The following is a 21,159-nucleotide window of genomic DNA, read 5'->3' on the forward strand; positions in this document are numbered from 1 at the left end:
TAGTTTCCATTATCCGTTCATTACAACGCCACCATTAGGTGTTAATATTTGACCTGTATAGAAATTAGCATGCTGAGAGGCTAAAAATAACACACTTTTGGCTATTTCTTCTGGCTGTGCTAAACGTTTTAATGGGTATTTTGCCGATTCTTCCTCCACATAGTTGTCTCCAAACTCTTTTAAAATGTCCGTAAACGTACCACTTGGAGCTACTGCATTGACAAGTATAGACGGTGCTAATTCTCTAGCTAAAGCTTTTGTAAAGGCATTAATAGCACCTTTAGCGGCAGAATAATGCGTAAATTCTTCACAGCCTAAGCTCCCTATATCAGAAGAAATATTAATGATTTTCCCTGTATCGCGTTCTTTCATTCTTTTAGCAGCTTCACGGCAATTATAGAAGCATCCATATAAATGAACCTTAATCATTTTGTCCCATTGCTCATCCGTCAAATCAGTAATGCTTGATGCCTGTGCAAACCCAGCATTATTCACAAGAATATCAATTTCTCCTAAATGCTTGTCCATATATTGATACATGTCTTGCACTTCCTGAGATTTAGAAACATCTGCATGGAAGGTCAACGCTTTAACACCAAACTTTTCAGCCTCCATACGAACTACCTCTGCCTCATGCTCATCCCCAATATAATTGATTAAAATATTAGCCCCATGTTGGGCAAAGCCTAATGCAATGGCTTTGCCGATCCCTTTACTAGAGCCAGTAATTAAAACATTTTTCCCTGTAAAATTAATATTCATCTTGATCATTCTCCAATTTGAATTTTGTCACAAGTGCTTGAAGCTCTTCTGCTGTTTGTCCAAGAGCTGAGGAAGCATCTTTCACTTCCTGCATTGTCGTTAACTGTTCTTGTGTAGATTTGGAAACATTAGAAGAAAAATCAGCCGATAATTCTGCAGATTGTTTAATGTTATTAACAGATGCAGCCACTTCCTCCGAGGAGGCAGAGATTTGCTGAGAGGCTGCCGAAATTTCACGTATTTGATTTGCCACTTCTTCAGAGGAAGTAAGAATTTCCTTAAAGATCTCTCCCACCTCATTAGTAAATGTCATACCTACTTTTACATCTTCTTTTCCTTTTTCCATAACAGTAAGAGAGGCATTAGAATCTTGCTGAATCGAACTAATTAAATTATAAATTTCAGTTGCTGACTGTGAGGATTGCTCAGCTAGTCGTCTTACCTCATCAGCTACAACAGCGAAGCCCTTCCCATGTTCTCCTGCTCGTGCCGCTTCAATGGCTGCGTTCAATGCTAAAAGATTTGTTTGGTCTGCAATAGCCGTAATTAAGCTGACAATGTCACTAATTTTTTTAGTATTAACATGTAAGCCATTAATCGTTGTGCCAATTTGCTCAACTGATTCATTGATTAATTCCATTTGTGCAATGACTTGATGCACAACTTGATTGCCTCGTTCAGATGCTTGTGATGCTGAAATAGAAGATTCTGCCGCTGTATTAGCCGAGTCAGCAATTTGTTGGATACCAGTTGCAGTCTCCTCCATAGCAGCTGCTGTTTCCTCTGTCATTGTCATAGAAGCTTCTGCATTTTGGGTAATTTGCTTTACATCATTGGCAATATTAGTAGAGCTGTTATAAGTCTCACCAGCATTGACCGTTAATTGAGTCGCTGCTGAAGATACGTGATTCGAAGTATTTCTGATGTTTAAAATAATATGTTGTAAATTAGCAACCATTGTTTGAATAGATGCTGATAAATTGCCGATTTCATCTTTAGTAATATCTAAATCAACATTTATTAGCTCCCCATTTGCTACTTGGTTTGCTACATTTACAACTTTTTGAAGTGGCTTTAATAAACGATCTATAATTATGTAAACTAAGACTAATAAAATTAAAATTCCGATAATTGCAATGACAATTTGCTTAATAACACTTGCTTTAATAATGGTATTGATATAGTCCGCAGAATAATCAATTCCTAATAGCGCTATCAATTGACCATTATCATCGTGAATGGGGCTGAAAACTGTTCTCCAGGAACCAAAAGGATCCTCGAATATATCTGTTACTTCAGTACTATTATTTTGAATAGCTAATTTTGCTGTTTCAACATGCTCATTCGCTAAATCGGTAAAAATTTCTCCTGCTTCATAGACCTCATTTAAATTAGATGTATAGCCAATCGGATTGACCCCACCTTCATCTTGTACATCCCAAATATAACTCCAACTCATAATACCTTGTTGTTCTTGAATCATATCGAGTTGTTTTTGTACCTTTGTAAATTTGGCGTTCGTTTCTCCTTTTTCAGACAATAAATCCTTCACTTCATTACTATCTAAATTCATTGCTGTTAACAAACCAACGCTTTTTAATTCTTGTTCCAAATCAACAGTCATTCGATTGTTTAATTCTTTAATACTTTGAGTAGTGATGACGGCTATAAGCAATAACACAACGATGGAAACCGTCAGTAAAAGTTTGTTTTTTAATGAGATGTTTTTCCATAAATTCATGACTTTTTTCCTCCTTATACGTTTTTTTTGCAAATAAAAAGCCTATTCCGAAAGAAATAGGCATAAAAAGAACTAAAACTAGAATTTAATGGATACAACTAGCACTCTTTTGCAACCTAGCCATCTAAGTAATTATTCCCTTAGACCTGTAGCTTTGCATCTTTACTTTTCAGTAAATTTGCCTATCTTTTCCCTCCCAAAATTAACACAATGGGAAAAAGTAGTCAATGCTACCAATATAAAATATACATATTTTATACTACTTCATTACTTGTACTTCAAATTTATTGGGCAAAATAAAAACAGCTACAACATGTATTCATGTCACAGCTGCATATTTTCCACTTACCCCTAAGTGTTTGAATAATTCATACGTTTTGTGTAATCAGTAATACGGATGGTATAAAGGAAAGAGTAAACATAGCCATATACCATAATGAAGTACGTCTTAATGAAAAACGAACTTTTTTTCGTTCTGCATAAAAAATATCTAACATAACCGCAACAATAAAAGGCATTGTAACACATGCAATAGCTACTAATAAGATGTCAAAATAAATCATACAAGCACCCCTTTGTTTGTGAACATTTTTCATCTTTTTTGTGAACATTTTGTGATAATTTGATTGTACACAATTCCGTCACAAAATGTCAACTAATTTAAAAGAAAAAAATGGTACTTTATGATTGATTCTCGCTATATTAGCGCATTATTCTCTATATTTATATGTTAAGCCTCTTAAGAAATTACGAACAAATGAATCGCCACATTCTTTATAATTACGATGACTTGGGTTTCTTAAAATCGCACCTAACTCACCTTTTGTTACTTTAATCCCTCCATCATATAATATTTCAAGCATGTCCTCCGTTGTTAAAGCTAAGGCAATTTTCACTTTCTTTAAAAGCATATTATTTGGGCTTTCTTTCCCCGAGACAGGTAATGGACCTTCTGGCTGTCCTTCCTTTGGCTTTTGAGGACCTCGTTTAAAAGTAATGAATCCATTCAAAAAGGCTTCTACCATTTTATTATTACATTTGATGTATTCTTCTGGTGCTTCTTCCTCATCATTAACCTTAAGAAGCATGTTTAATATTTCTTCCTTCGTATAAACCATGCCACCTAGCTTAAATATTTCCACCATATCTACATTTTTTATATCTAACGCGTAGCGTAAACGAATGAGAATATCATTATTCGTCATTGATAAATTCCTCCTTTTAATCAACCTTCTTTAGCAAAGAGCCAGGCTTTATTATAACAGACAGTTTGCTCATTTTAGCTTGATTTCCACAAGTTGTTGCTGTTAGCAATTAGCGTGTGCGTTTCCTTCTTTTAAAATGTATGAAAAGTTTGTAGGCAACCATTCTATATGCAAGGAGGTGAGAATAATGGCTAATAATAATCGTAGCTCAAATAAACTTCTAGTACCTGGTGTACAAGAAGCCGTGAATCAAATGAAATATGAAATTGCACAAGAGTTTGGCGTTCAGCTTGGGCCAGAAGCATCTTCTCGCGCTAATGGTTCAGTTGGAGGAGAAATTACAAAACGCCTAGTGGAAATCGCTGAGAAACGTTCAAAAGGTTTATTATAATAAAAAAACTAACAAGAAAAGAACGAATCCCTCTCCTTTTGAAGAAGTGGAATTCGTTCTTTTGTAATGGTTTGGATTAAGCTGTTTGCAAATCCTCAGTCGAGCCTTTTAGCGTTAGCATGACCATAAAGGAAATGCCATATAGCGCTGCTAAGTAAATCATAACGACTGTCATATCATAGCTTTGTAAAATATAGCCGACAAATATTGGTGAGAATCCTCCTATTGCTCGACCAAAGTTAAAAATTGTATTTGTTGCTGTACTACGAATTTGCACTGGATAGAAGCTACTAATTAATGCACCGTAGCCAGCAAACATCCCATTAGAGAAGAATCCTACAATTGCACCACCCATTAATATAGCTACAGCTCCTGTCGCAAAGGAGTATAGAAATACGGCACATGCAGAGGCCAATAAAAAGATACAAAATGCACGTTTCGCACCAAAACGATCCATAAATCTTCCGAAAGTGAGCATGCCGATAATCATGCCGACTGCAGTACTAATTGTCCACAATGCTGAGCTTGAAACAGATAAACCTTGCGATTTTTGGAGCATGGATGGGAGCCAGATCATCAGGCCATTATAGCCTGCAATTTGAACAGTTGCCATTAATATTAAGGTTAGGGTCGTCATAGTGACACGAGGTGTTGCAAATAGCTGTGCCAATTTCCCTTTTTTCTCCTTGTTACTTTGATGGTTTTGTGACGCCAGCCATTCTGGTGATTCATGAAGATTTTTTCGTACGATAAAGGCAAAGATCACTGGTAATACGCCAACAAAGAATAGTGCTCTCCATCCTAATGTCGGTAAAATAACGGCGCTTAATAAAGCTGCTAATATGACCCCGTATTGTGCCCCTACACTCACATATGAAGATGCTCTTCCTTGTTTATTTTTTGGCCAAGCCTCGGCGACAAGCGCCATTCCGATACCGTACTCCCCACCAGCACCTAGTCCAGCGATAAATCTATATACATAAACTTGTTCAATACTTGTTGCTACTCCTGTTAGGGCTGTACCGATTGCAAACAATATGATGGTATATGTGAATACTTTTACCCGACCATACTTATCTGCAAGCACACCAAAAATAATCCCACCTAAGAGCATACCGATATTCGTGATGGATGAAATTAATCCACCCGTTGCCAGATCAATGTTAAATTCTGCAATAATCATTGTCATTGCAAAAGAAATAAACATAATGTCCATTCCTTCTAGCGTTAACCCGGCCACTGAAGCGACCACGGTTTTTTTTCGATAATCCATTCTTTCTAACCTCCAGATTTTTGTTGTCTCTCTCTTTTAGCGTTCGAGTGAATGGATTAAAGCTGTCCTGTCCATTCTCTTTTGAAGCCTCACGGGACTTCCTTTAAAAGAGGTGTATTTGAACAAAAATAAAAGCCCTTTAGTCAGAGAAGACAAAAGGGCATGCCAAAGCAAAGATATTATAAGCCTAAGAATATCATGTAGCCCTTTTCAGCCTCTCTGGACCGTATTAAAGGTAATTTATTTCGTTCATTTATACCGTCATACATTCTATAAGATTATGCATAAAAAAGCAATGGTTGAATAGTGGAAACGAAACTAACTAGGTAACTCAATAAAGTTTTGAGCAAATTGATAGATGACATTAGCTGTTACAGCCAAATTAAGATTCTGACCATCATCAAAACCAGCTGTAATTAAACCGACCAACCTCCCTTGCATATCCAATAAAGCACCACCGGAACTTCCATTTGAAATAGCAGCTGTAAATTGAACCATAGACATTTTTCGTATATCCCTAAATCCCGCAACAATTCCATCAGAGACCGAATTAAATAAACCGAGAGGACTGCCAATCGCTACAATCTTTTGTCCTCTGACTAAATGACCATCCATTTTAACAGGTAAAGGTTGGCCTGTTCTGTCCACTTTCAAAATAGCCAAATCATGTATATCATGATACTTCACAAATTGATGAGTAATATATTCGTTTGGATCATTTTCATATAGCACAGAATAATATTTCCCACCACCTACAACATGCAAGTTCGTCAAAATATAGCCATCGCGATGGAGAACAACTCCAGAGCCAAAACATAACAACTTACCATCTTCGTCAAATGTCTTTATCATGACAACAGACGTCGCTAAAGAAGCCAACTGTTCATAACTACACTCTTCTGAAGTAACCATGCTAGAACTAGGGATTGGGATAATCGTCGGTTGTTGTGGTGGTATGCTTTTCACCGAAAGCATTTTAGGGATTATGAATTCTTTTTCATAGCAATCAGGACAACTCTGCAAATTAGATGATGCTGCTATGATAGGATACAAATTAGTGATATCTCCTTTAGGATTCATATAGCATATATCGCAACCAAGTGTCGATAAGAAATATAAGAATAATGATTCATGCTGCGTAATGTCCCCTATAAAAACAATTTTAGAGGATGCTTGATTTTCCTTAGAAAAAATTTGTGGTAAATAATAATCCATCCAATATAAAAATTTAACTGCGAAGTTTTTTAGTAAAGTGTCATTAGCATGCGGCTGTTGTTCTTTAAAAAGATGGAGAATATTTTTAAAGCTAAGCTTTTTTGTCCATTCAAGTTGATCATTCGCTAATTTACCGCATAAAGATGTCTCATACAGTAATTGCATACTATCAGCAGCAGCCTGCCAATCTTCCCAAAGCTCCGACAGTCTATCTGCTTCTTTCTTATTATTGATGACCTCAAGCCTATGTAGTCGTAAATAAAATACGCTTTGCTTTGTGAAATACTCATCCATTTTTAAAATATCTTCTTTATAAAGATCTACAGAATCAGGTATACCAATATAACGTAGAAAGACTACTTCCTTCGTAAGGGCATTGTTGTTAGGACTGATCTGCATAAACTCCTGAAAAGGATTAGCTAACTTTTTATACTTAATTTTTAACGGTCTTGTTGTCACAACCATTTTCATACAACTCCTATAAGCACGTCATTACATATAATGGTACTTATATACAATTCTCTGACATCTCTCTAAATCCTCTATTCTTAACCACAAAAATGCACAACTCTATAAAGAATTGAACGTTTTCTTCACCTTTCTCAAATAAAAATATAAAGAAATACTTATCACAAGTATGAGTAGTGGTAGGGCTTATATAAATAAAAAGCCGTGCATAAAAACAAGAACCCCACCACAGCATCTGTAGCTAGAGCACCAATAGCTAATGCAAATGGCAAAACAAACTGTTTGAAAAGAAATTATGCCAGAAGAAAATAAAAAGGAATTAACATTGGAAGACCTCGCTCAAATAATCGAAAAATTGAGGACTCATTGGACATTAGTTAAGAGCTATCTGGAGACAACATAAAAATAGAGAAATCCAAATTTGAATGCATTCGAATTCGGATTTCTCATTAATTGAAGCTAGTTATGTCTCAGCCTCTCAAATGATTTGCTTACTTAAATACTTGCGCTGCTTCAACAGCCTTTTTCCAGCCTCCATAAATTTTATCACGATGGTCATTACTCATATTTGGTGTAAATTGACGATCTAAATTCCAATACTTGCTGATTTCCTCTGTCGAATGCCAATAGCCAACTGCTAAGCCAGCTAAATACGCTGCACCTAAAGCGGTTGTTTCATTAATAATTGGACGATCAACAGGAACATCCAATAAATCTGCCTGGAATTGCATTAAGAAATCATTGGCCACAGCTCCGCCATCTACACGTAATTTGGCTAGCGGAATATTAGCATCTGCCTCCATCGCTGCTAATACATCCTTTGTTTGATACGCTAATGATTCTAGCGTAGCACGTACAAAATGCTCCTTCGCAGTTCCTCGTGTTAAACCAAAGATAGCTCCGCGCACATCAGAATCCCAGTACGGTGTTCCTAAGCCAACAAATGCTGGGACAACATAAACACCATCAGTTGACTCTACACGTGTTGCATATTGCTCTGATTCACTTGCATGACGGAACATACGTAAACCGTCACGTAACCATTGAATCGCAGAACCTGCTACAAAAATACTGCCCTCTAAAGCATATGTTACTTTGCCATCTAAGCCCCAAGCTAATGTAGTCAATAGGCCATTATCTGATTTCACTGCCTTTTCACCAGTATTCATTAACATAAAGCAACCTGTGCCATATGTGTTTTTAACCATACCTTCCTCAAAGCATGCCTGACCAAATAGGGCTGCTTGTTGGTCGCCTGCAGCTCCGGCAATTGGAACAGCAGAGCCAAAGAATAATGCCTCCTCTGTATAGCCATAAACTTCAGAAGAAGGACGTACTTCTGGTAGCATAGAGGCTGGAACTGTTAAAATTTCTAATAGTTCTTCATCCCACTTTAAATCATGGATATTATACATCAATGTACGAGAGGCATTTGAATAGTCTGTTACATGTACTTTTCCACCGGATAGCTTCCAAATTAGCCAAGTATCAATTGTGCCGAATAGCAACTCTCCTGCCTCGGCTTTTTCACGAGCTCCCTCAACATGATCTAAGATCCACTTCACTTTTGTACCTGAGAAGTAAGCATCTATTAATAAACCTGTTTTATCACGGAATAAATCATTGTAACCGCTTTCCTTTAATTGCTCACAAATTTCATTCGTTTGACGTGATTGCCAAACAATTGCATTATATACAGGCTTGCCAGTATGTTTATCCCATACTACGGTTGTTTCACGTTGATTGGTAATCCCAATCCCTGCAATTTGATTTGAACTCACACCTTTTTCTGATAACACTGTTGCAATACAAGATAGAATAGATGACCAAATTTCCTCTGCATGATGCTCTACCCAGCCTGCTTGTGGAAAATGTTGTTGGAATTCTTGTTGTGCTGTGTGTACGATTTTACCCGTTTCATCAAAAAGAATAGCTCTTGAGCTTGTAGTTCCTTGGTCTAACGCTAAAATATATTTTTTTTCTGACATAGAAATCCCTCCAAATAAATTAGTCTTCTACTTGAACATTCTTAACCGTTAATTGTGCTCCTATGAAAATAGCAATCACAATTACTGCAACAATCCAAAACGCAATACTATTTTTCCCTTCAAATATTTGTTGGAAAAACAATGCACCAAATGTACCTCCAATAATAGGGCCTACAACTGGTACCCATGCATAGCTCCAGCCAGAATCACCTTTGCCTGCAATCGGTAAAATAAAATGCGCAATACGTGGACCTAAATCACGAGCTGGGTTTATGGCATAACCTGTTGGGCCCCCTAAAGCCATCCCAATTACAATAATTAACATACCAACTAAAAATGGATTTAAACCATCTGTAATAGTATTTGTACCTAAAGCTAAAATTCCTAAAACTAAAATAAATGTTCCTATCATTTCTGATAAGAGATTTGATAAAGGATGCTTAATAGCTGGCATTGTGGAAAATGGCGCTAATTTTACATCGGCATCTGCTGTTGCCTGCCAATGTGGTAAATACATAAAGTAAACAAGTGTAGCCCCTAAAAATGCACCAATCATTTGTGCAGCAATATAGGCTGGCACATCTGCCCATGGAAAGTTTCCGATCGTGGCAAGGGCAATTGTTAATGCAGGATTTAGGTGAGCACCACTGATTCCACCTACTGCATAAGCTGCCATTGCAACCCCAAGCCCCCATGCAAAGGTAATGACGATCCATCCACCACCAAAGCCTTTTGATTTGTTTAACACGGCACCTGCTACTACGCCGCCACCAAATAAAATAAGAATCATTGTGCCGACCAGCTCAGCTGTAAACGTAGACATAGTTTAATCCCCCTTTGTGATAATAGCCCATAGAAAACAAAAAGGAACCCACATCCAATCAAACTACATTAATACATGTAGATGAACAAATGTGGGTTCCTTTTCCTAACCACGTGCGTATGAACTTATGTCCATTTTAGAGAAAAAAACATACAGAGTCAACTATTTTTTGAAATTTTCCCATAATTGTCTATTAGATGTTGTAACGGCGATAGCACCACCAGCTAATGCTTCCTCAATATTGTCCACTGTACGCACTAAGCCCCCTGTAATAACAGGGATTTGAGTACGCTCATGGATTTCCTGAATCATCGAAGGAATAATGCCAGGTAATAGCTCAATATAATCAGGCTGCGCTGTTTCAATCATCGAATAACTTTTTTCAAGAGCAATCGTATCAATCAAAAACACACGTTGAATAGCCATAATTCCACGTGCTTTGGCTTTCATTAGCATATTGGATCGCGTTGAAATAATGCCAGCTGGACGAATATCATTACATAAAAAGTCCGCTGCAAAATTATCTGTTTTTAAACCATGAATTAAATCCGCATGAATAATTAATTTTTTTCCATGTCGATGTGCCTCACGCTTTAAAGACATTAATAAGCTAATGTGCACCTCCAATAGCACAATATAATCGAATGGACTTGCTATTATCTCGTCAAATTGCTTGACGGTACGCGCAGCAGGAATCACCTGTTGATTATCAAAATGCATTCCATTCTCTCCTTCCCTTATAATACAGTGTGAACGCTCACCCTTATATTATGTTGAGAGTAACTACATCATTATAGCGCAGTTGTCGCTCGTTTTATTTCTTTCTTTACATCTTCTTCATATTGTGTCCGTTGCTGTGCTGTCCAGTTGAGTTGCTTAGCCATTTCATCTAGAATTGCCTCTTCATATTGTTGAACAATTGCCATTTGAAAGAACATATACCCTGTCCGGCGAACCATAAAGTCATTTGGATGAACGACCATTTCATGATGAATACCATACATTAATTGCGCATACAGCCATGATGGTAAGATTGGGTGTCCTTCCTTTACATAATTAAAAACAATTTCTACATTGCTACCATAATGCTGTGTTAAAAATTTGGCCTCTTCCTCAGATAAGCCTATTTTCTTACCTACTCTTGTATAGTCATATAAGAAGGCATAAAATTTACTTGAGCCGCCAATATGGCCACCAGAAATCGGAATATTTTTTGTTGTACATGGAGAGGATTTAATACCAAATTGTTGCTCTAGCTCTTGTGTAATCGTATTTAATACGGTTTCAGCCATTTTACGATAGCCGGTTAATTTCCCACCTGCAATTGTTACAAGCCCCGATGGCGAAATCCACACTTCATCCTTACGAGAAATTTCAGATGGATTTTTTCCGTCCTCATGAATCAATGGACGAACGCCTGCCCAACTTGATTCAATATCCGCATCGGTCACCTTCACACTTGGGAACATATAACGAATAGCGTTCATTATATAATCGCGATCCTCTTGATAAATATCCATATTGCGAGCATCGCCTTCATAAAATGTATCTGTTGTCCCTACATATGTTTTTCCTTGTCGAGGGATCGCAAATACCATGCGGCCATCAGGTGTATCAAAATAAACAGCTTGTTTTAATGGGAATTTGGATTCATCAAAAACAATATGCACACCTTTCGATAAAATTAAATGCTTCCCTGCTTGCTTCCCTTCAATTGTGCGCACATCGTCTACCCATGGACCAGCAGCATTAACGACAGCCTTTGCACGAATTTCGATTGGATGATTTGTTAATAAATCCGTTGCAACAATACCACTTATTTTTTGCTGTTCATTATATAAAAAGTTTTCGGCTTTTATATAATTCAATAATGTTGCCCCTCTTTCAATGGCTGCCTTTGCTACTTCAATGGTTAAACGAGCATCATCAGTACGATACTCTACATACATACCACCGCCAAGTAATCCCTTAGTTTTCACTAATGGCTCCTTCTCAATGGTTTGACCTGTACTTAACATATAACGGCGTTCTGCACGTTTGACTCCTGCTAAAAAGTCATAGACACGCAAGCCGAGATTTGTAGAGTATTTTCCAAATGTCCCTCCCTTATGAAAAGGTAATAACATCCAAACAGGTGTTGTTACATGTGGACCATTTTCATAAACAATGGCACGTTCCTTCCCTAACTCTGCTACCTCTTTTATTTCAAATTGCTTTAAATAACGTAAACCGCCATGTACTAATTTTGTCGAACGGCTAGAAGTCCCTGCTGCAAAATCCTGCATTTCCACTAATGCTACAGACAGACCGCGAGCAATAGCATCCAGTGCAATACCACACCCTGTAATACCGCCACCAATTACTAATAAATCGTACTCCCTATCTTGAAGTTCCTCTATTGTTTGTTGTCGTTGTAACGCAGAAGCTGTACTCATCATTTATTTCCTCCCTCTTCATTTTAACGATAAAAAAAGACCATCAAAAGCATATGTACGCTAGGCACATATGTTTTCAATGGTCTCTCAGTTACTCAAACCTGCTATTAACTTACTTTTTATTGTAATATGCACATTCCAAAAAGGCAAGTTTCTGTTTAGTGACAGAATACTGCTTACCTCACCCTAATAAAGTAGGATTCTTTGTTACTCAACATGATTTGCTTCAAAGCGATCAAGCAATGCACGCACTTCATCTGTTGATTTCGTGTTCATCAATTGGCTTCTTAACTCACCGGCACCTCGGAATCCTTTGACATATATTTTGAAAAAGCGATGAAGTCCTGTGATAGAGCGTGGGAGCACTTCCTCATATTGATCTTGAAGATCGAGCTGCAGTCTTAAAAGGTCAAGATACTCTTTACTGCTATGCTCCTTTGGTTCCTTTTCAAAAGCAAAGGGATTTTTAAAAATACCTCGTCCAATCATTACGCCATCAATCCCATATTTTTCGGCAAGCTCTAGCCCGGTTTGTCGGTCAGGGATGTCTCCATTGATCGTTAATAGCGTATTAGGTGCTATACAATCGCGTAATTTTTTGATTGCCGGAATGAGCTCCCAATGTGCATCAACTTGGCTCATTTCCTTTCTTGTGCGTAAATGAATCGACAGGTTCGCAATATCTTGTTTGAAAATATGCGTTAACCATTCCTCCCATTCCTCTACATCCTTATAGCCAAGTCGTGTTTTCACACTGACAGGCAGTCCACCCGCTTTGGCAGCTTGAATCAATTCTGCCGCCACATCAGGACGTAAAATAAGACCACTCCCTTTTCCCCTCGATGCCACATTTGGGACAGGACAGCCCATATTAATATCGATACCTTTAAACCCTAGCTCTGCCATGCCAATACTCATTTGACGGAAATACTCAGGATTATCCCCCCAAATATGTGCCACCATCGGCTGTTCATCTTCTGTAAAAATCAAACGACCCCGCACACTTTTCTGTCCCTCTGGATGACAATAGCTATCCGAATTCGTAAACTCTGTGAAAAATACGTCTGGTCTTCCGGCTTCACTGACTACTTGACGGAAAACAACATCTGTGACATCTTCCATCGGTGCCAGTACAAAAAATGGACGCGGCAAATCACGCCAAAAATTATCTATCATGTTAATCCCAAATCCTCTCGCTATCTGTATAACTTTAACTTAGACTCAAAAACAACTGTATGAAAAATTATAAAAAGCAGATGGTATAGAATTTTTCTATAACAACTGCTTTTCTATTATACCAACTCTAACCACGCAACCGCTTCACAATGTGTGGAATGCGGGAACATATCTACTGGTTGAATTTCTTGTGTTTGATAGCCTCCATCCTCCAGAATACGAAGGTCGCGTGCTAGTGTGGCTGGGTTACAGGAGACATAGACTACTCGTTTTGGACGTTGCTCTAAAATAGTAGCTAAAAGTGCCTCATCACAGCCTTTACGTGGTGGATCAACTACCAGTACGTCTGCTTCCTTTCCTTCCTTATACCATCTTGGTATAACTTCCTCAGCTGGGCCAGCCTCAAAATAAGTATTTGTAAAACCATTGAGTACTGCATTGCGTTTAGCATCTTCTATCGCTTGTGGGACAATTTCAACGCCCATGACTGCCTTTGCCTTTTGTGCAAGGAACAAGGAGATTGTTCCAATTCCACAATACGCATCAATCACTCGTTCATCCCCTTGCAAGTTCGCATAATCAAGTGCTTGTTTATAGAGGACCTCCGTTTGCTCTGGGTTGACCTGATAGAAGGAGCGAGCGGAAATTTCAAAGCGGACGTCGCCAATTGTGTCAATAATGACGTCCTTGCCCCAAAGGTTCAGTGTGTCATCACCAAAAATCACATTCGTTTTCTCATGATTCACATTTTGCATAATTGAAGTGACGTTCGGAACAAGCTTTTGAATTACTGCAATGGCCGCTTCTTTTTGTGGAAATTTTTTCTTTTTCGTCACGAGGACAACCATGACCTCACCTGTTGCCCGTGCTTTACGAATGACAACATGGCGCAACATGCCTTCGTGGGAAAGTTCATTGTATGGTCGCATGCCTATCGCTACTAATTCCTTTTTCAAGCCTGCTAAAATTGCATCTGCTTCTCCTGTTTGAATCAAGCAACGCTCCATATCCACAATGCTATGCGTCTTTGTTTTATAGAAACCAGCAATAGCTTGTCCAGCTTCATTTTCAGAGAAAGGAATTTGTGCTTTATTACGATAATGCCAAGGCTCTTTCATTCCTTTTACAGGCAGAACAGGTGCATCAATTTTGCCAATGCGTTGCATCACATTGCGCACCATATTTTCTTTCCATTTGAGCTGGCCCTCATAGGATAAATGCTGTAATTGACAGCCTCCGCATTGCTTAAAGTAATCGCATGGAGCTTCCACTCGATCGGGTGATGGCTTAATAATATCTACAACTTTGGCAAAGCCATAATTTTTTAAAGTTTTCATCACATGGATTTCGGCTGTTTCGTTCGGAAGTGCGCCTTGTATAAATAATGGATAGCCATCCACCTTAGCGACACCATTGCCGTCATGTGTTAAGTCTTCTATATAAACTGAAAGTCGTTCATTCTTTTTCACGGGTGCTGACATTCGTACATCCTCCATTTCAATCTCCTTATTGTAGCATGTGTTGGCGAATGAAAAAAGAACAAGACCTGCCCGTTATACGGTTCTTCTAACTAACTTGAAAAAAGAGCCGCTATTCGCGGCTCTTTCCTTGCTCTTTTGTTATATGATAATCCCTTGGTGCCCACCAAAATGCACACAAGATTCCAAGAATGACGACAATAAAAGGCGCATAAAAAATTAAAAAACTTTGCATATACTAATTTCCTCCTATGCGTGATTGTCTTCTTTTCCAGTCACATAGTTTTTATTGAACAAGAATAATTTCATCAATAAATAAAGTGATGGAAGTAGGAGACACAGTCCTAAAATAAAGGCAATGATTAAAGCAATTGCCATTTGTGTACTTGTGAAGCCATCATAAATCGTTAAATATGGATACAGTAAATATGGGTATTGGGCAATACCATAAGCAAAAAATGCTACCGCAAATTGAGCAATCAGAAGTGCAACTGCAAGCCCATATTTTTTACGCATTGCAATGAGGAACACTGTAATCATAAATAATATGGCTGATATTGCAAACATCCACCATAAATTCACCATGTGACTATAACTTTCAGGGTTAATAGACTTCATCTCATACATGATGCCTAATGCGCTGATCATTAAAGGAGCTGCCCACAAAAGTGCATATTTTCTCATTAGCTTAGTTGCTTCCTTGTCATTCGCTTTATGAGCATACCAAGTTAAGAATACTGCGGAAATGTAAAGTACAGCGGCAATACTCAGTACGACAATGCTCCAAGCAAATGGACTCGTATATAAAGTCCAATAGTTTAAAACAGGCTGCCCGTTAACGAGATCCACATACCCTCCACCAGCAATGGCAAAGACAACAGACAACGATGCAGGAATTAATAAACCTGCTACACCATAGGTCAGCGTGTAACCAATATGTCCTCTCGTACCATACGATTCAAAGGCATAGTAGGAACCTCGAATGGCTAATAGTACAAGGGAAATGCTGACGGGTATAAGTAAAATGGTTCCGTAGTAAAAAGCAGTTTGCGGGAAAAATCCTACGATCCCTACAAAAAAGAATACCAAAAAGACATTGGTTACTTCCCAAACAGGCGATAAATATCGTTTAATAATATTCGTTAAAATATGATTCTTCCCAATCAATAGGCTATAGGCGTTAAAGAAACCGGCACCGAAATCAATCGATGCGACAATGACATAGCCAAATAGGAAAATCCACAATACTGAAATACCTAGAATCTCTAGTGTCATAGAATGTCACCGCCTTTTTCAGAGTGGCGATCTTCAATCTCACGCTCAATAGGATTCTTTTTAAACATTCGCACCAAGACGACAACACTTCCTACCGCTAATACTGCATATACACCTGCAAACAACAATAGCATTAAATCCACATGGTCACTCGTTGTGGCCCCTTCTGGAGTTCGCATCAAGCCATAAAGAATCCATGGTTGACGTCCAACCTCAGCAAGCCACCAGCCCGCTTCAATAGCAATGATAGAAAGTGGCCCCCCCGCCACAATGATCCATCGATACCAGCGTGAATGAATAAACTGCCAGCCCCGTGCTTTCCCTACAACATACAGTAATGAAACTAGCACCATAAACATACCTATGGACACCATAATATCAAAGAGATAATGAATATAGAGTGGAGGTAGATCCTCTTCCTCGAATTGATCTAATCCAATTACCTCTGCGTTAGGATTAAAATGTGCAAGAATGCTTAAAGCATACGGAATTTTGATGGCATATTTCACTTCTTCTCCATCTAGCACGCCAAATAAAACAAGAGAAGCCTTTCCTTCCGTTTCAAAATGCCATTCCGCTGCAGCTAATTTTTCTGGTTGATATTCCGCTAAGTATTTTCCTGAGAAATCTCCAATCACAGCTGCTGCAATGGAGAAAATTAAACCAATTTTCATCAGTAACAGTAATGCTTTTTTATGGTATACATGTTTCGATCCTTTAAGCATTCGGTATCCTGCTATAGCGGCTAAAACAAATGCAGATGTCATATACGCTGTTACGAGTACATGCGCCACCTTTGTTGGCATAGCAGGGTTAAACATCGCTAAGAAAGGTTGAATATTAACAAGGTTCCCGTCGACAATATCGAAGCCTCTCGGAGCATTCATAAAGGCATTCACGATTGTAATAAATACAGCCGACATCGATGCACCTACTGCAACTGGAATTAACAATAGCATATGCTTTTTCTGACTATCGAAGCGGTCCCAAGTATATAAATAAATGCCCAAAAATATAGCTTCAAAGAAAAATGCAAACGTTTCCAAAAAAAGTGGTAATGCAATGGTTTGACCAGCTAGTTGCATAAAGTTGGGCCATAATAATGATAGTTGCAAGCCAATTGCCGTTCCAGTCACAACACCCACTGCAACCGTAATGACGAAGCCACGTGCCCAACGTCTTGCCATTAAAATATAATGCTCATCATTCTTTTTATACCCAGTCCATTGAGCAATCATGATCATTAACGGGACACCGACTCCTATCGTTGCATAAATGATGTGGAACGATAAAGTTAACTCAGTTAATGCACGACTCCAATAGACTGCTGATTCGTTTATCATCTCATTGCCCCCTAGCTCCCAAATATTCTTCCAAGAATGGAAAGTAGCATAATGATTGCAACACCAAAGCTTAGCCAAATAAGCTTCTTCTCCTGTGACTTATACAAAAGCAACACTTCCTTTCCCTTATCCATACCCCATTTTCCACTATTACAACGAAAAAAACCTTTATAATGGACCGAAATTTCAGCCTATTAATAAGGTTTCAAATTTTGTTCAAGTAATATACGCACATTTGCCAAACATTTTTCTTAATTCGTTCACAATCCCTAATTCTAAAGGTTGGACTTACTACATATTGAATTTATCGCTGCTGGTTATTTGATTTAGTCTATTATCTTTTTAATCGTTTGATTCGAAAGTTTAGGTAGAGTTTTCTAACAGTACTCTGATTCATTTATACAAAAAAGCTCATCCTCGCTAAAACGAAGATGAGCTTTTCCTGTATTATATACGGTCCTCTTCGCGAATATCTGCAAGAGGGACAAAAATTTCGATATGACGCTTTAAATTTTCAAAGGTAGCTGGAGCGTCTCCACCATATTCACCATCTAGATTAAGATGTACTTCGTTTTCAGTAGTGACTTTGACAACACTTGCTTTTTTGTAGATGACACGGTCATCATTTAAATGTTCGCCTCTTAATGCCATAGCCGCTAGTTGAATAAACTCAGGTAGGCTAACTTTCTTTAACACTAATAATGTAAAGTATCCATCATTAATACTTGCATCTGGTGCAAGTTTTTCAAAACCTCCTACAGAGTTGGTTAAACCACATAAGAACATCATGGCATCACCGTCAAACACTTCCCCATCATATTCTATACGCATATGGGAGGCTTTGATGGATGGAATCATTTCTACTGCTTTTAAATAGTAGGCTAACTGCCCAAGCATTGTTTTCATTTTACTTGGTACTTCATATGTTAGTTCCGTAATCCGTCCGCCAGCAGCAATATTGATGAAGTAGCGTTCGCCATTTAATAGACCGACATCCACTGGCAATGTATCGCCTTGTATAATAATGTCTACCGCCTCATCAATATTTCGCGGGATATGCACGGCACGGGCAAAATCATTTGTAGTGCCCATTGGAATTAGACCAACTTTTGGACGGTTTTCAAATGGACTTACACCTGAAACAACTTCATTTAAAGTGCCATCTCCACCAACTGCGATGATTATATCAAAGCCACGGTCTACTGCATCTTTTGCTGCAAGTGTTGCATCGCCTTCACCGGTTGTTGCGTGACAGGATGTTTCATAACCTGCTACTTCTAATTTTTCCAACACCTCTGGTAGATGTTTCTTAAACGCTTCGCGTCCAGATGTAGGATTATAAATGATTCTTGCTCGTTTCATAACATACCTTCCTGCTTCATAAGATTCTATTTCATTCAACGATTTACTCGCTAAAATGTTGCATTACGTTTGTTACTTTTGTAACGCGTTTGTCACTTGTTTTTTAAAGTCTTCATAGACATACGTCCAATATGTTTGGTTCGTTATATTTTCCTCACGAATCTCTGCATAAAGGGCCTTTTGAGCCTCTTCAAATGTCGGATCTTCTTTATCTGGTAAGCTTGCACGCTTCGTTACAACCAGCTCTTGTAATTCAGGTGCACGTGGACCCCATTTTCCAATAACCTCACCAGTGCTATCTAATAGCAAGTAAATAGGAATAGCACGACCACCATTTGTTAAATAACGATCAATTAGATCTGTATCTGCATCACGGAACACTGTACGCATGTCCAATCCAGCTGCTTCAGCAACACGACGAACAATTGGATTGTTTAACATAGCATCTCCGCACCAATCTTCTGTAATCGTTAAAATTTTAGGTTGCTTGTCTTTTAATAATTCAATAAAACCATCGTTTGTTGGCACTGCAAAGTCGTCATAAATGCGGAAGCTCTCTTCTTTAAGAGTCGTCATATTGTCCATATATTGTTGAATCGAAATAGCTTCATTAAAATATTGTTGTTCTGTTTTCATTGGTTCTCGTCCCCCTTATAATTATCTATTCTATATTTTGCTATGAATGCTCCTTTTAAACAACTATTAAGTGTTACAAATTCCAATTTTGTTACATTTATGAAAAATAATAGCCAAGAAAGCAATTAAGCTCTCTCGGCTACTATGTTACAACGTTTAATTATCGTTTGGCAATTTCTTGTTGCAATAATTTATTGACCATTGGTGGGTTCGCTTGACCTTTAGTAGCTTTCATAATTTGACCAACTAAGAAGCCAATAGCACGATCCTTACCATTTTTGAAATCTTCGATAGACTGTGCGTTGTTATCTAAAACTTCTGTAACAATTGCTAGTAAAGCACCTTCATCAGAAATTTGAACTAAGCCTTTTGCTTTTACAATTTCCTGTGCAGAACCGCCATTTTCAACTAATTCAGCAAACACTTTTTTACCGATCTTAGAAGAAATAGTACCATCCGTGATTAATTTCACCATTTCAGCAAGGTTTTCAGGTGTTAATGCAGTATCTTTTAAATCTTTTTGTTCTGCGTTTAAATAAGCAGAAACATCACCCATCAACCAATTAGCAGAAAGTTTTGCATCTGCACCGTTGACGATCATGGACTCGAAGAAGTCTGAAATTTCTTTAGAAATAACAAGAACTCCTGCATCATATGGTGTTAATCCTAGCTCTTCAACATAACGCTTTTTACGAGCATCTGGAAGCTCAGGAATTTCTGATTTTACTCGCTCTAGCCATGCGTCATCAATAGAAAGACGAACTAAGTCTGGCTCTGGGAAGTAACGGTAATCATCTGTTCCTTCCTTCACACGCATTAAAATTGTTTTACCCGTTTTTTCATCGAAACGACGAGTTTCTTGGTCAATAACGCCACCTGATAATAATACATCTGCTTGACGTAATTCCTCATGCTCTAAACCACGACGAACATAGTTGAAGGAGTTCAGATTTTTAAGCTCTGTTTTTGTACCAAACTCTTCTTGACCATAAGGACGAATAGAAATGTTGGCATCACAACGAAGTGAACCTTCCTCCATTTTACAGTCAGACACATCTGTATATTGGATAATTGATTTTAATTTTTCTAAGTAAGCATAAGCTTCATTTGGTGTACGAATATCTGGCTCAGATACGATTTCAACAAGCGGCGTACCTTGACGGTTAAAGTCCACTAGTGAGTGATCTCCAGCATGTGAAAGTTTACCCGCATCTTCTTCCATATGAAGGCGAGTAATACCGATACGTTTTGTATAACCATCTACTTCAATATCAATCCAGCCGTTTTTCCCGATTGGTTTATCAAATTGTGAAATTTGATAGGCTTTCGGATTATCGGGGTAGAAATAGTTTTTACGGTCAAATTTTGTTTCTTGTTCGATTTCCATATTTAATGCAAGAGCTGCACGCATAGCGAAATCTACCACATTTTTATTAAGAACTGGTAGGACACCAGGATAACCTAAATCGATTACTGTTGTGTTTGTATTTGGTTCAGCACCAAAGTGAGCAGGTGCTGGTGAGAAGATTTTTGAGTTTGTTTTTAACTCAACGTGTACTTCTAAACCAATGACTGTTTCAAAGTTCAT

The 21,159-nt window shown here is 38.1% G+C and carries 19 protein-coding genes and 1 riboswitch; of the genes, 1 reads left to right on the plus strand and 18 read right to left on the minus strand.

Annotated elements, in window-relative coordinates; translation table 11 throughout:
* Nucleotides 1–9: 9 nt before the first annotated feature.
* The 4 genes from B3D94_RS11750 to B3D94_RS11765 all read right to left on the minus strand — a co-directional run bounded on the left by B3D94_RS11750 (nucleotide 10) and on the right by B3D94_RS11765 (nucleotide 3,708).
* Nucleotides 10–762, minus strand: coding sequence for an SDR family NAD(P)-dependent oxidoreductase (locus tag B3D94_RS11750; RefSeq protein ID WP_291757350.1), 753 nt, complete (start codon nucleotides 760–762; stop codon nucleotides 10–12).
* Complete coding sequence (locus tag B3D94_RS11755) at nucleotides 752–2,503, minus strand: methyl-accepting chemotaxis protein (protein WP_291757351.1); 1,752 nt, start codon at nucleotides 2,501–2,503, stop codon at nucleotides 752–754. Before B3D94_RS11755 ends, B3D94_RS11750 begins: the two co-directional genes overlap by 11 nt.
* Before the next feature lie 107 nt (nucleotides 2,504–2,610).
* Nucleotides 2,611–2,696: riboswitch (cyclic di-GMP riboswitch) on the minus strand.
* Nucleotides 2,697–2,871: 175 nt separating this feature from the next.
* The gene (locus B3D94_RS11760; RefSeq protein WP_069482711.1) at nucleotides 2,872–3,066 is read right to left on the minus strand and encodes a hypothetical protein; all 195 of its coding nucleotides are present in this window, start codon (nucleotides 3,064–3,066) and stop codon (nucleotides 2,872–2,874) included.
* 147 nt (nucleotides 3,067–3,213) lie between these two features.
* Entirely contained in the window at nucleotides 3,214–3,708 is a 495-nt protein-coding gene (locus B3D94_RS11765; protein WP_008173623.1) for a DUF1456 family protein, read from the minus strand.
* A 187-nt stretch (nucleotides 3,709–3,895) separates the two neighbouring features.
* Between B3D94_RS11765 and B3D94_RS11770 the strand changes: the two genes are divergently transcribed.
* Nucleotides 3,896–4,099 (plus strand): alpha/beta-type small acid-soluble spore protein, encoded by a 204-nt coding sequence (locus B3D94_RS11770; protein ID WP_008173624.1) that lies wholly within the window; start codon nucleotides 3,896–3,898, stop codon nucleotides 4,097–4,099.
* A gap of 76 nt (nucleotides 4,100–4,175) precedes the next feature.
* Here the strand turns inward: B3D94_RS11770 and B3D94_RS11775 are convergent, their stop codons facing one another.
* The 14 genes from B3D94_RS11775 to gatB all read right to left on the minus strand — a co-directional run bounded on the left by B3D94_RS11775 (nucleotide 4,176) and on the right by gatB (nucleotide 21,159).
* Nucleotides 4,176–5,372, minus strand: coding sequence for an MFS transporter (locus B3D94_RS11775; protein WP_291757352.1), 1,197 nt, complete (start codon nucleotides 5,370–5,372; stop codon nucleotides 4,176–4,178).
* 318 nt (nucleotides 5,373–5,690) lie between these two features.
* Nucleotides 5,691–7,052 carry a serine protease gene (locus tag B3D94_RS11780; RefSeq protein WP_291757353.1) on the minus strand — a complete coding sequence of 454 codons (1,362 nt, stop codon included), beginning with the start codon at nucleotides 7,050–7,052 and terminating at the stop codon, nucleotides 5,691–5,693.
* 494 nt (nucleotides 7,053–7,546) lie between these two features.
* Entirely contained in the window at nucleotides 7,547–9,043 is a 1,497-nt protein-coding gene (glpK, locus tag B3D94_RS11785) for a glycerol kinase GlpK (protein WP_291757354.1), read from the minus strand.
* A 19-nt stretch (nucleotides 9,044–9,062) separates the two neighbouring features.
* On the minus strand, nucleotides 9,063–9,866 hold the full coding sequence (locus B3D94_RS11790; RefSeq protein ID WP_008173629.1) for an MIP/aquaporin family protein: 804 nt from the start codon (nucleotides 9,864–9,866) through the stop codon (nucleotides 9,063–9,065).
* A 162-nt stretch (nucleotides 9,867–10,028) separates the two neighbouring features.
* Nucleotides 10,029–10,586, minus strand: a complete 558-nt coding sequence (locus tag B3D94_RS11795; RefSeq protein WP_016992235.1) for a glycerol-3-phosphate responsive antiterminator — start codon at nucleotides 10,584–10,586, stop codon at nucleotides 10,029–10,031.
* Nucleotides 10,587–10,657: 71 nt separating this feature from the next.
* Nucleotides 10,658–12,301: a glycerol-3-phosphate dehydrogenase/oxidase gene (locus B3D94_RS11800; protein WP_036127372.1), complete on the minus strand. Its 1,644-nt coding sequence runs from the start codon at nucleotides 12,299–12,301 to the stop codon at nucleotides 10,658–10,660.
* A gap of 207 nt (nucleotides 12,302–12,508) precedes the next feature.
* The gene (locus tag B3D94_RS11805) at nucleotides 12,509–13,477 is read right to left on the minus strand and encodes a tRNA dihydrouridine synthase (RefSeq protein WP_291757355.1); all 969 of its coding nucleotides are present in this window, start codon (nucleotides 13,475–13,477) and stop codon (nucleotides 12,509–12,511) included.
* Between the two features lie 116 nt (nucleotides 13,478–13,593).
* Entirely contained in the window at nucleotides 13,594–14,958 is a 1,365-nt protein-coding gene (gene rlmD, locus B3D94_RS11810) for a 23S rRNA (uracil(1939)-C(5))-methyltransferase RlmD (protein ID WP_069483425.1), read from the minus strand.
* A gap of 109 nt (nucleotides 14,959–15,067) precedes the next feature.
* Nucleotides 15,068–15,190 (minus strand): cytochrome bd oxidase small subunit CydS, encoded by a 123-nt coding sequence (gene cydS / locus B3D94_RS11815; RefSeq protein WP_012292033.1) that lies wholly within the window; start codon nucleotides 15,188–15,190, stop codon nucleotides 15,068–15,070.
* 14 nt (nucleotides 15,191–15,204) lie between these two features.
* The gene (locus B3D94_RS11820; protein ID WP_036225581.1) at nucleotides 15,205–16,230 is read right to left on the minus strand and encodes a cytochrome d ubiquinol oxidase subunit II; all 1,026 of its coding nucleotides are present in this window, start codon (nucleotides 16,228–16,230) and stop codon (nucleotides 15,205–15,207) included.
* Nucleotides 16,227–17,573, minus strand: coding sequence for a cytochrome ubiquinol oxidase subunit I (locus B3D94_RS11825; protein ID WP_036120665.1), 1,347 nt, complete (start codon nucleotides 17,571–17,573; stop codon nucleotides 16,227–16,229). Before B3D94_RS11825 ends, B3D94_RS11820 begins: the two co-directional genes overlap by 4 nt.
* 447 nt (nucleotides 17,574–18,020) lie before the next feature.
* Nucleotides 18,021–18,935: a diacylglycerol kinase gene (locus B3D94_RS11830; protein ID WP_025115774.1), complete on the minus strand. Its 915-nt coding sequence runs from the start codon at nucleotides 18,933–18,935 to the stop codon at nucleotides 18,021–18,023.
* Nucleotides 18,936–19,007: 72 nt separating this feature from the next.
* Complete coding sequence (locus B3D94_RS11835) at nucleotides 19,008–19,571, minus strand: thioredoxin family protein (protein ID WP_008173645.1); 564 nt, start codon at nucleotides 19,569–19,571, stop codon at nucleotides 19,008–19,010.
* A gap of 160 nt (nucleotides 19,572–19,731) precedes the next feature.
* Nucleotides 19,732–21,159: an Asp-tRNA(Asn)/Glu-tRNA(Gln) amidotransferase subunit GatB gene (gatB, locus tag B3D94_RS11840; RefSeq protein WP_036120675.1), complete on the minus strand. Its 1,428-nt coding sequence runs from the start codon at nucleotides 21,157–21,159 to the stop codon at nucleotides 19,732–19,734.

Origin of the sequence: Lysinibacillus sp. UBA5990 (assembly GCF_002429815.1) — a bacterium.
Classification (GTDB): domain Bacteria; phylum Bacillota; class Bacilli; order Bacillales_A; family Planococcaceae; genus Lysinibacillus; species Lysinibacillus fusiformis.

Bases quoted from the DNA above. Each gene is read 5' to 3' on its own strand.
- B3D94_RS11765 (WP_008173623.1), bottom strand. From the start codon at position 3,708: ATGACGAATAATGATATTCTCATTCGTTTACGCTACGCGTTAGATATA.
- B3D94_RS11805 (WP_291757355.1), bottom strand. From the start codon at position 13,477: ATGATAGATAATTTTTGGCGTGATTTGCCGCGTCCATTTTTTGTACTG.
- B3D94_RS11760 (WP_069482711.1), bottom strand. From the start codon at position 3,066: ATGATTTATTTTGACATCTTATTAGTAGCTATTGCATGTGTTACAATG.
- B3D94_RS11830 (WP_025115774.1), bottom strand. From the start codon at position 18,935: ATGAAACGAGCAAGAATCATTTATAATCCTACATCTGGACGCGAAGCG.
- B3D94_RS11780 (WP_291757353.1), bottom strand. From the start codon at position 7,052: ATGGTTGTGACAACAAGACCGTTAAAAATTAAGTATAAAAAGTTAGCT.
- B3D94_RS11770 (WP_008173624.1), top strand. From the start codon at position 3,896: ATGGCTAATAATAATCGTAGCTCAAATAAACTTCTAGTACCTGGTGTA.
- B3D94_RS11825 (WP_036120665.1), bottom strand. From the start codon at position 17,573: ATGATAAACGAATCAGCAGTCTATTGGAGTCGTGCATTAACTGAGTTA.
- B3D94_RS11795 (WP_016992235.1), bottom strand. From the start codon at position 10,586: ATGCATTTTGATAATCAACAGGTGATTCCTGCTGCGCGTACCGTCAAG.
- cydS (WP_012292033.1), bottom strand. From the start codon at position 15,190: ATGCAAAGTTTTTTAATTTTTTATGCGCCTTTTATTGTCGTCATTCTT.
- B3D94_RS11800 (WP_036127372.1), bottom strand. From the start codon at position 12,301: ATGAGTACAGCTTCTGCGTTACAACGACAACAAACAATAGAGGAACTT.
- B3D94_RS11775 (WP_291757352.1), bottom strand. From the start codon at position 5,372: ATGGATTATCGAAAAAAAACCGTGGTCGCTTCAGTGGCCGGGTTAACG.
- B3D94_RS11755 (WP_291757351.1), bottom strand. From the start codon at position 2,503: ATGAATTTATGGAAAAACATCTCATTAAAAAACAAACTTTTACTGACG.
- B3D94_RS11835 (WP_008173645.1), bottom strand. From the start codon at position 19,571: ATGAAAACAGAACAACAATATTTTAATGAAGCTATTTCGATTCAACAA.
- B3D94_RS11790 (WP_008173629.1), bottom strand. From the start codon at position 9,866: ATGTCTACGTTTACAGCTGAGCTGGTCGGCACAATGATTCTTATTTTA.
- rlmD (WP_069483425.1), bottom strand. From the start codon at position 14,958: ATGTCAGCACCCGTGAAAAAGAATGAACGACTTTCAGTTTATATAGAA.
- B3D94_RS11750 (WP_291757350.1), bottom strand. From the start codon at position 762: ATGAATATTAATTTTACAGGGAAAAATGTTTTAATTACTGGCTCTAGT.
- glpK (WP_291757354.1), bottom strand. From the start codon at position 9,043: ATGTCAGAAAAAAAATATATTTTAGCGTTAGACCAAGGAACTACAAGC.
- gatB (WP_036120675.1), bottom strand. From the start codon at position 21,159: ATGAACTTTGAAACAGTCATTGGTTTAGAAGTACACGTTGAGTTAAAA.
- B3D94_RS11820 (WP_036225581.1), bottom strand. From the start codon at position 16,230: ATGACACTAGAGATTCTAGGTATTTCAGTATTGTGGATTTTCCTATTT.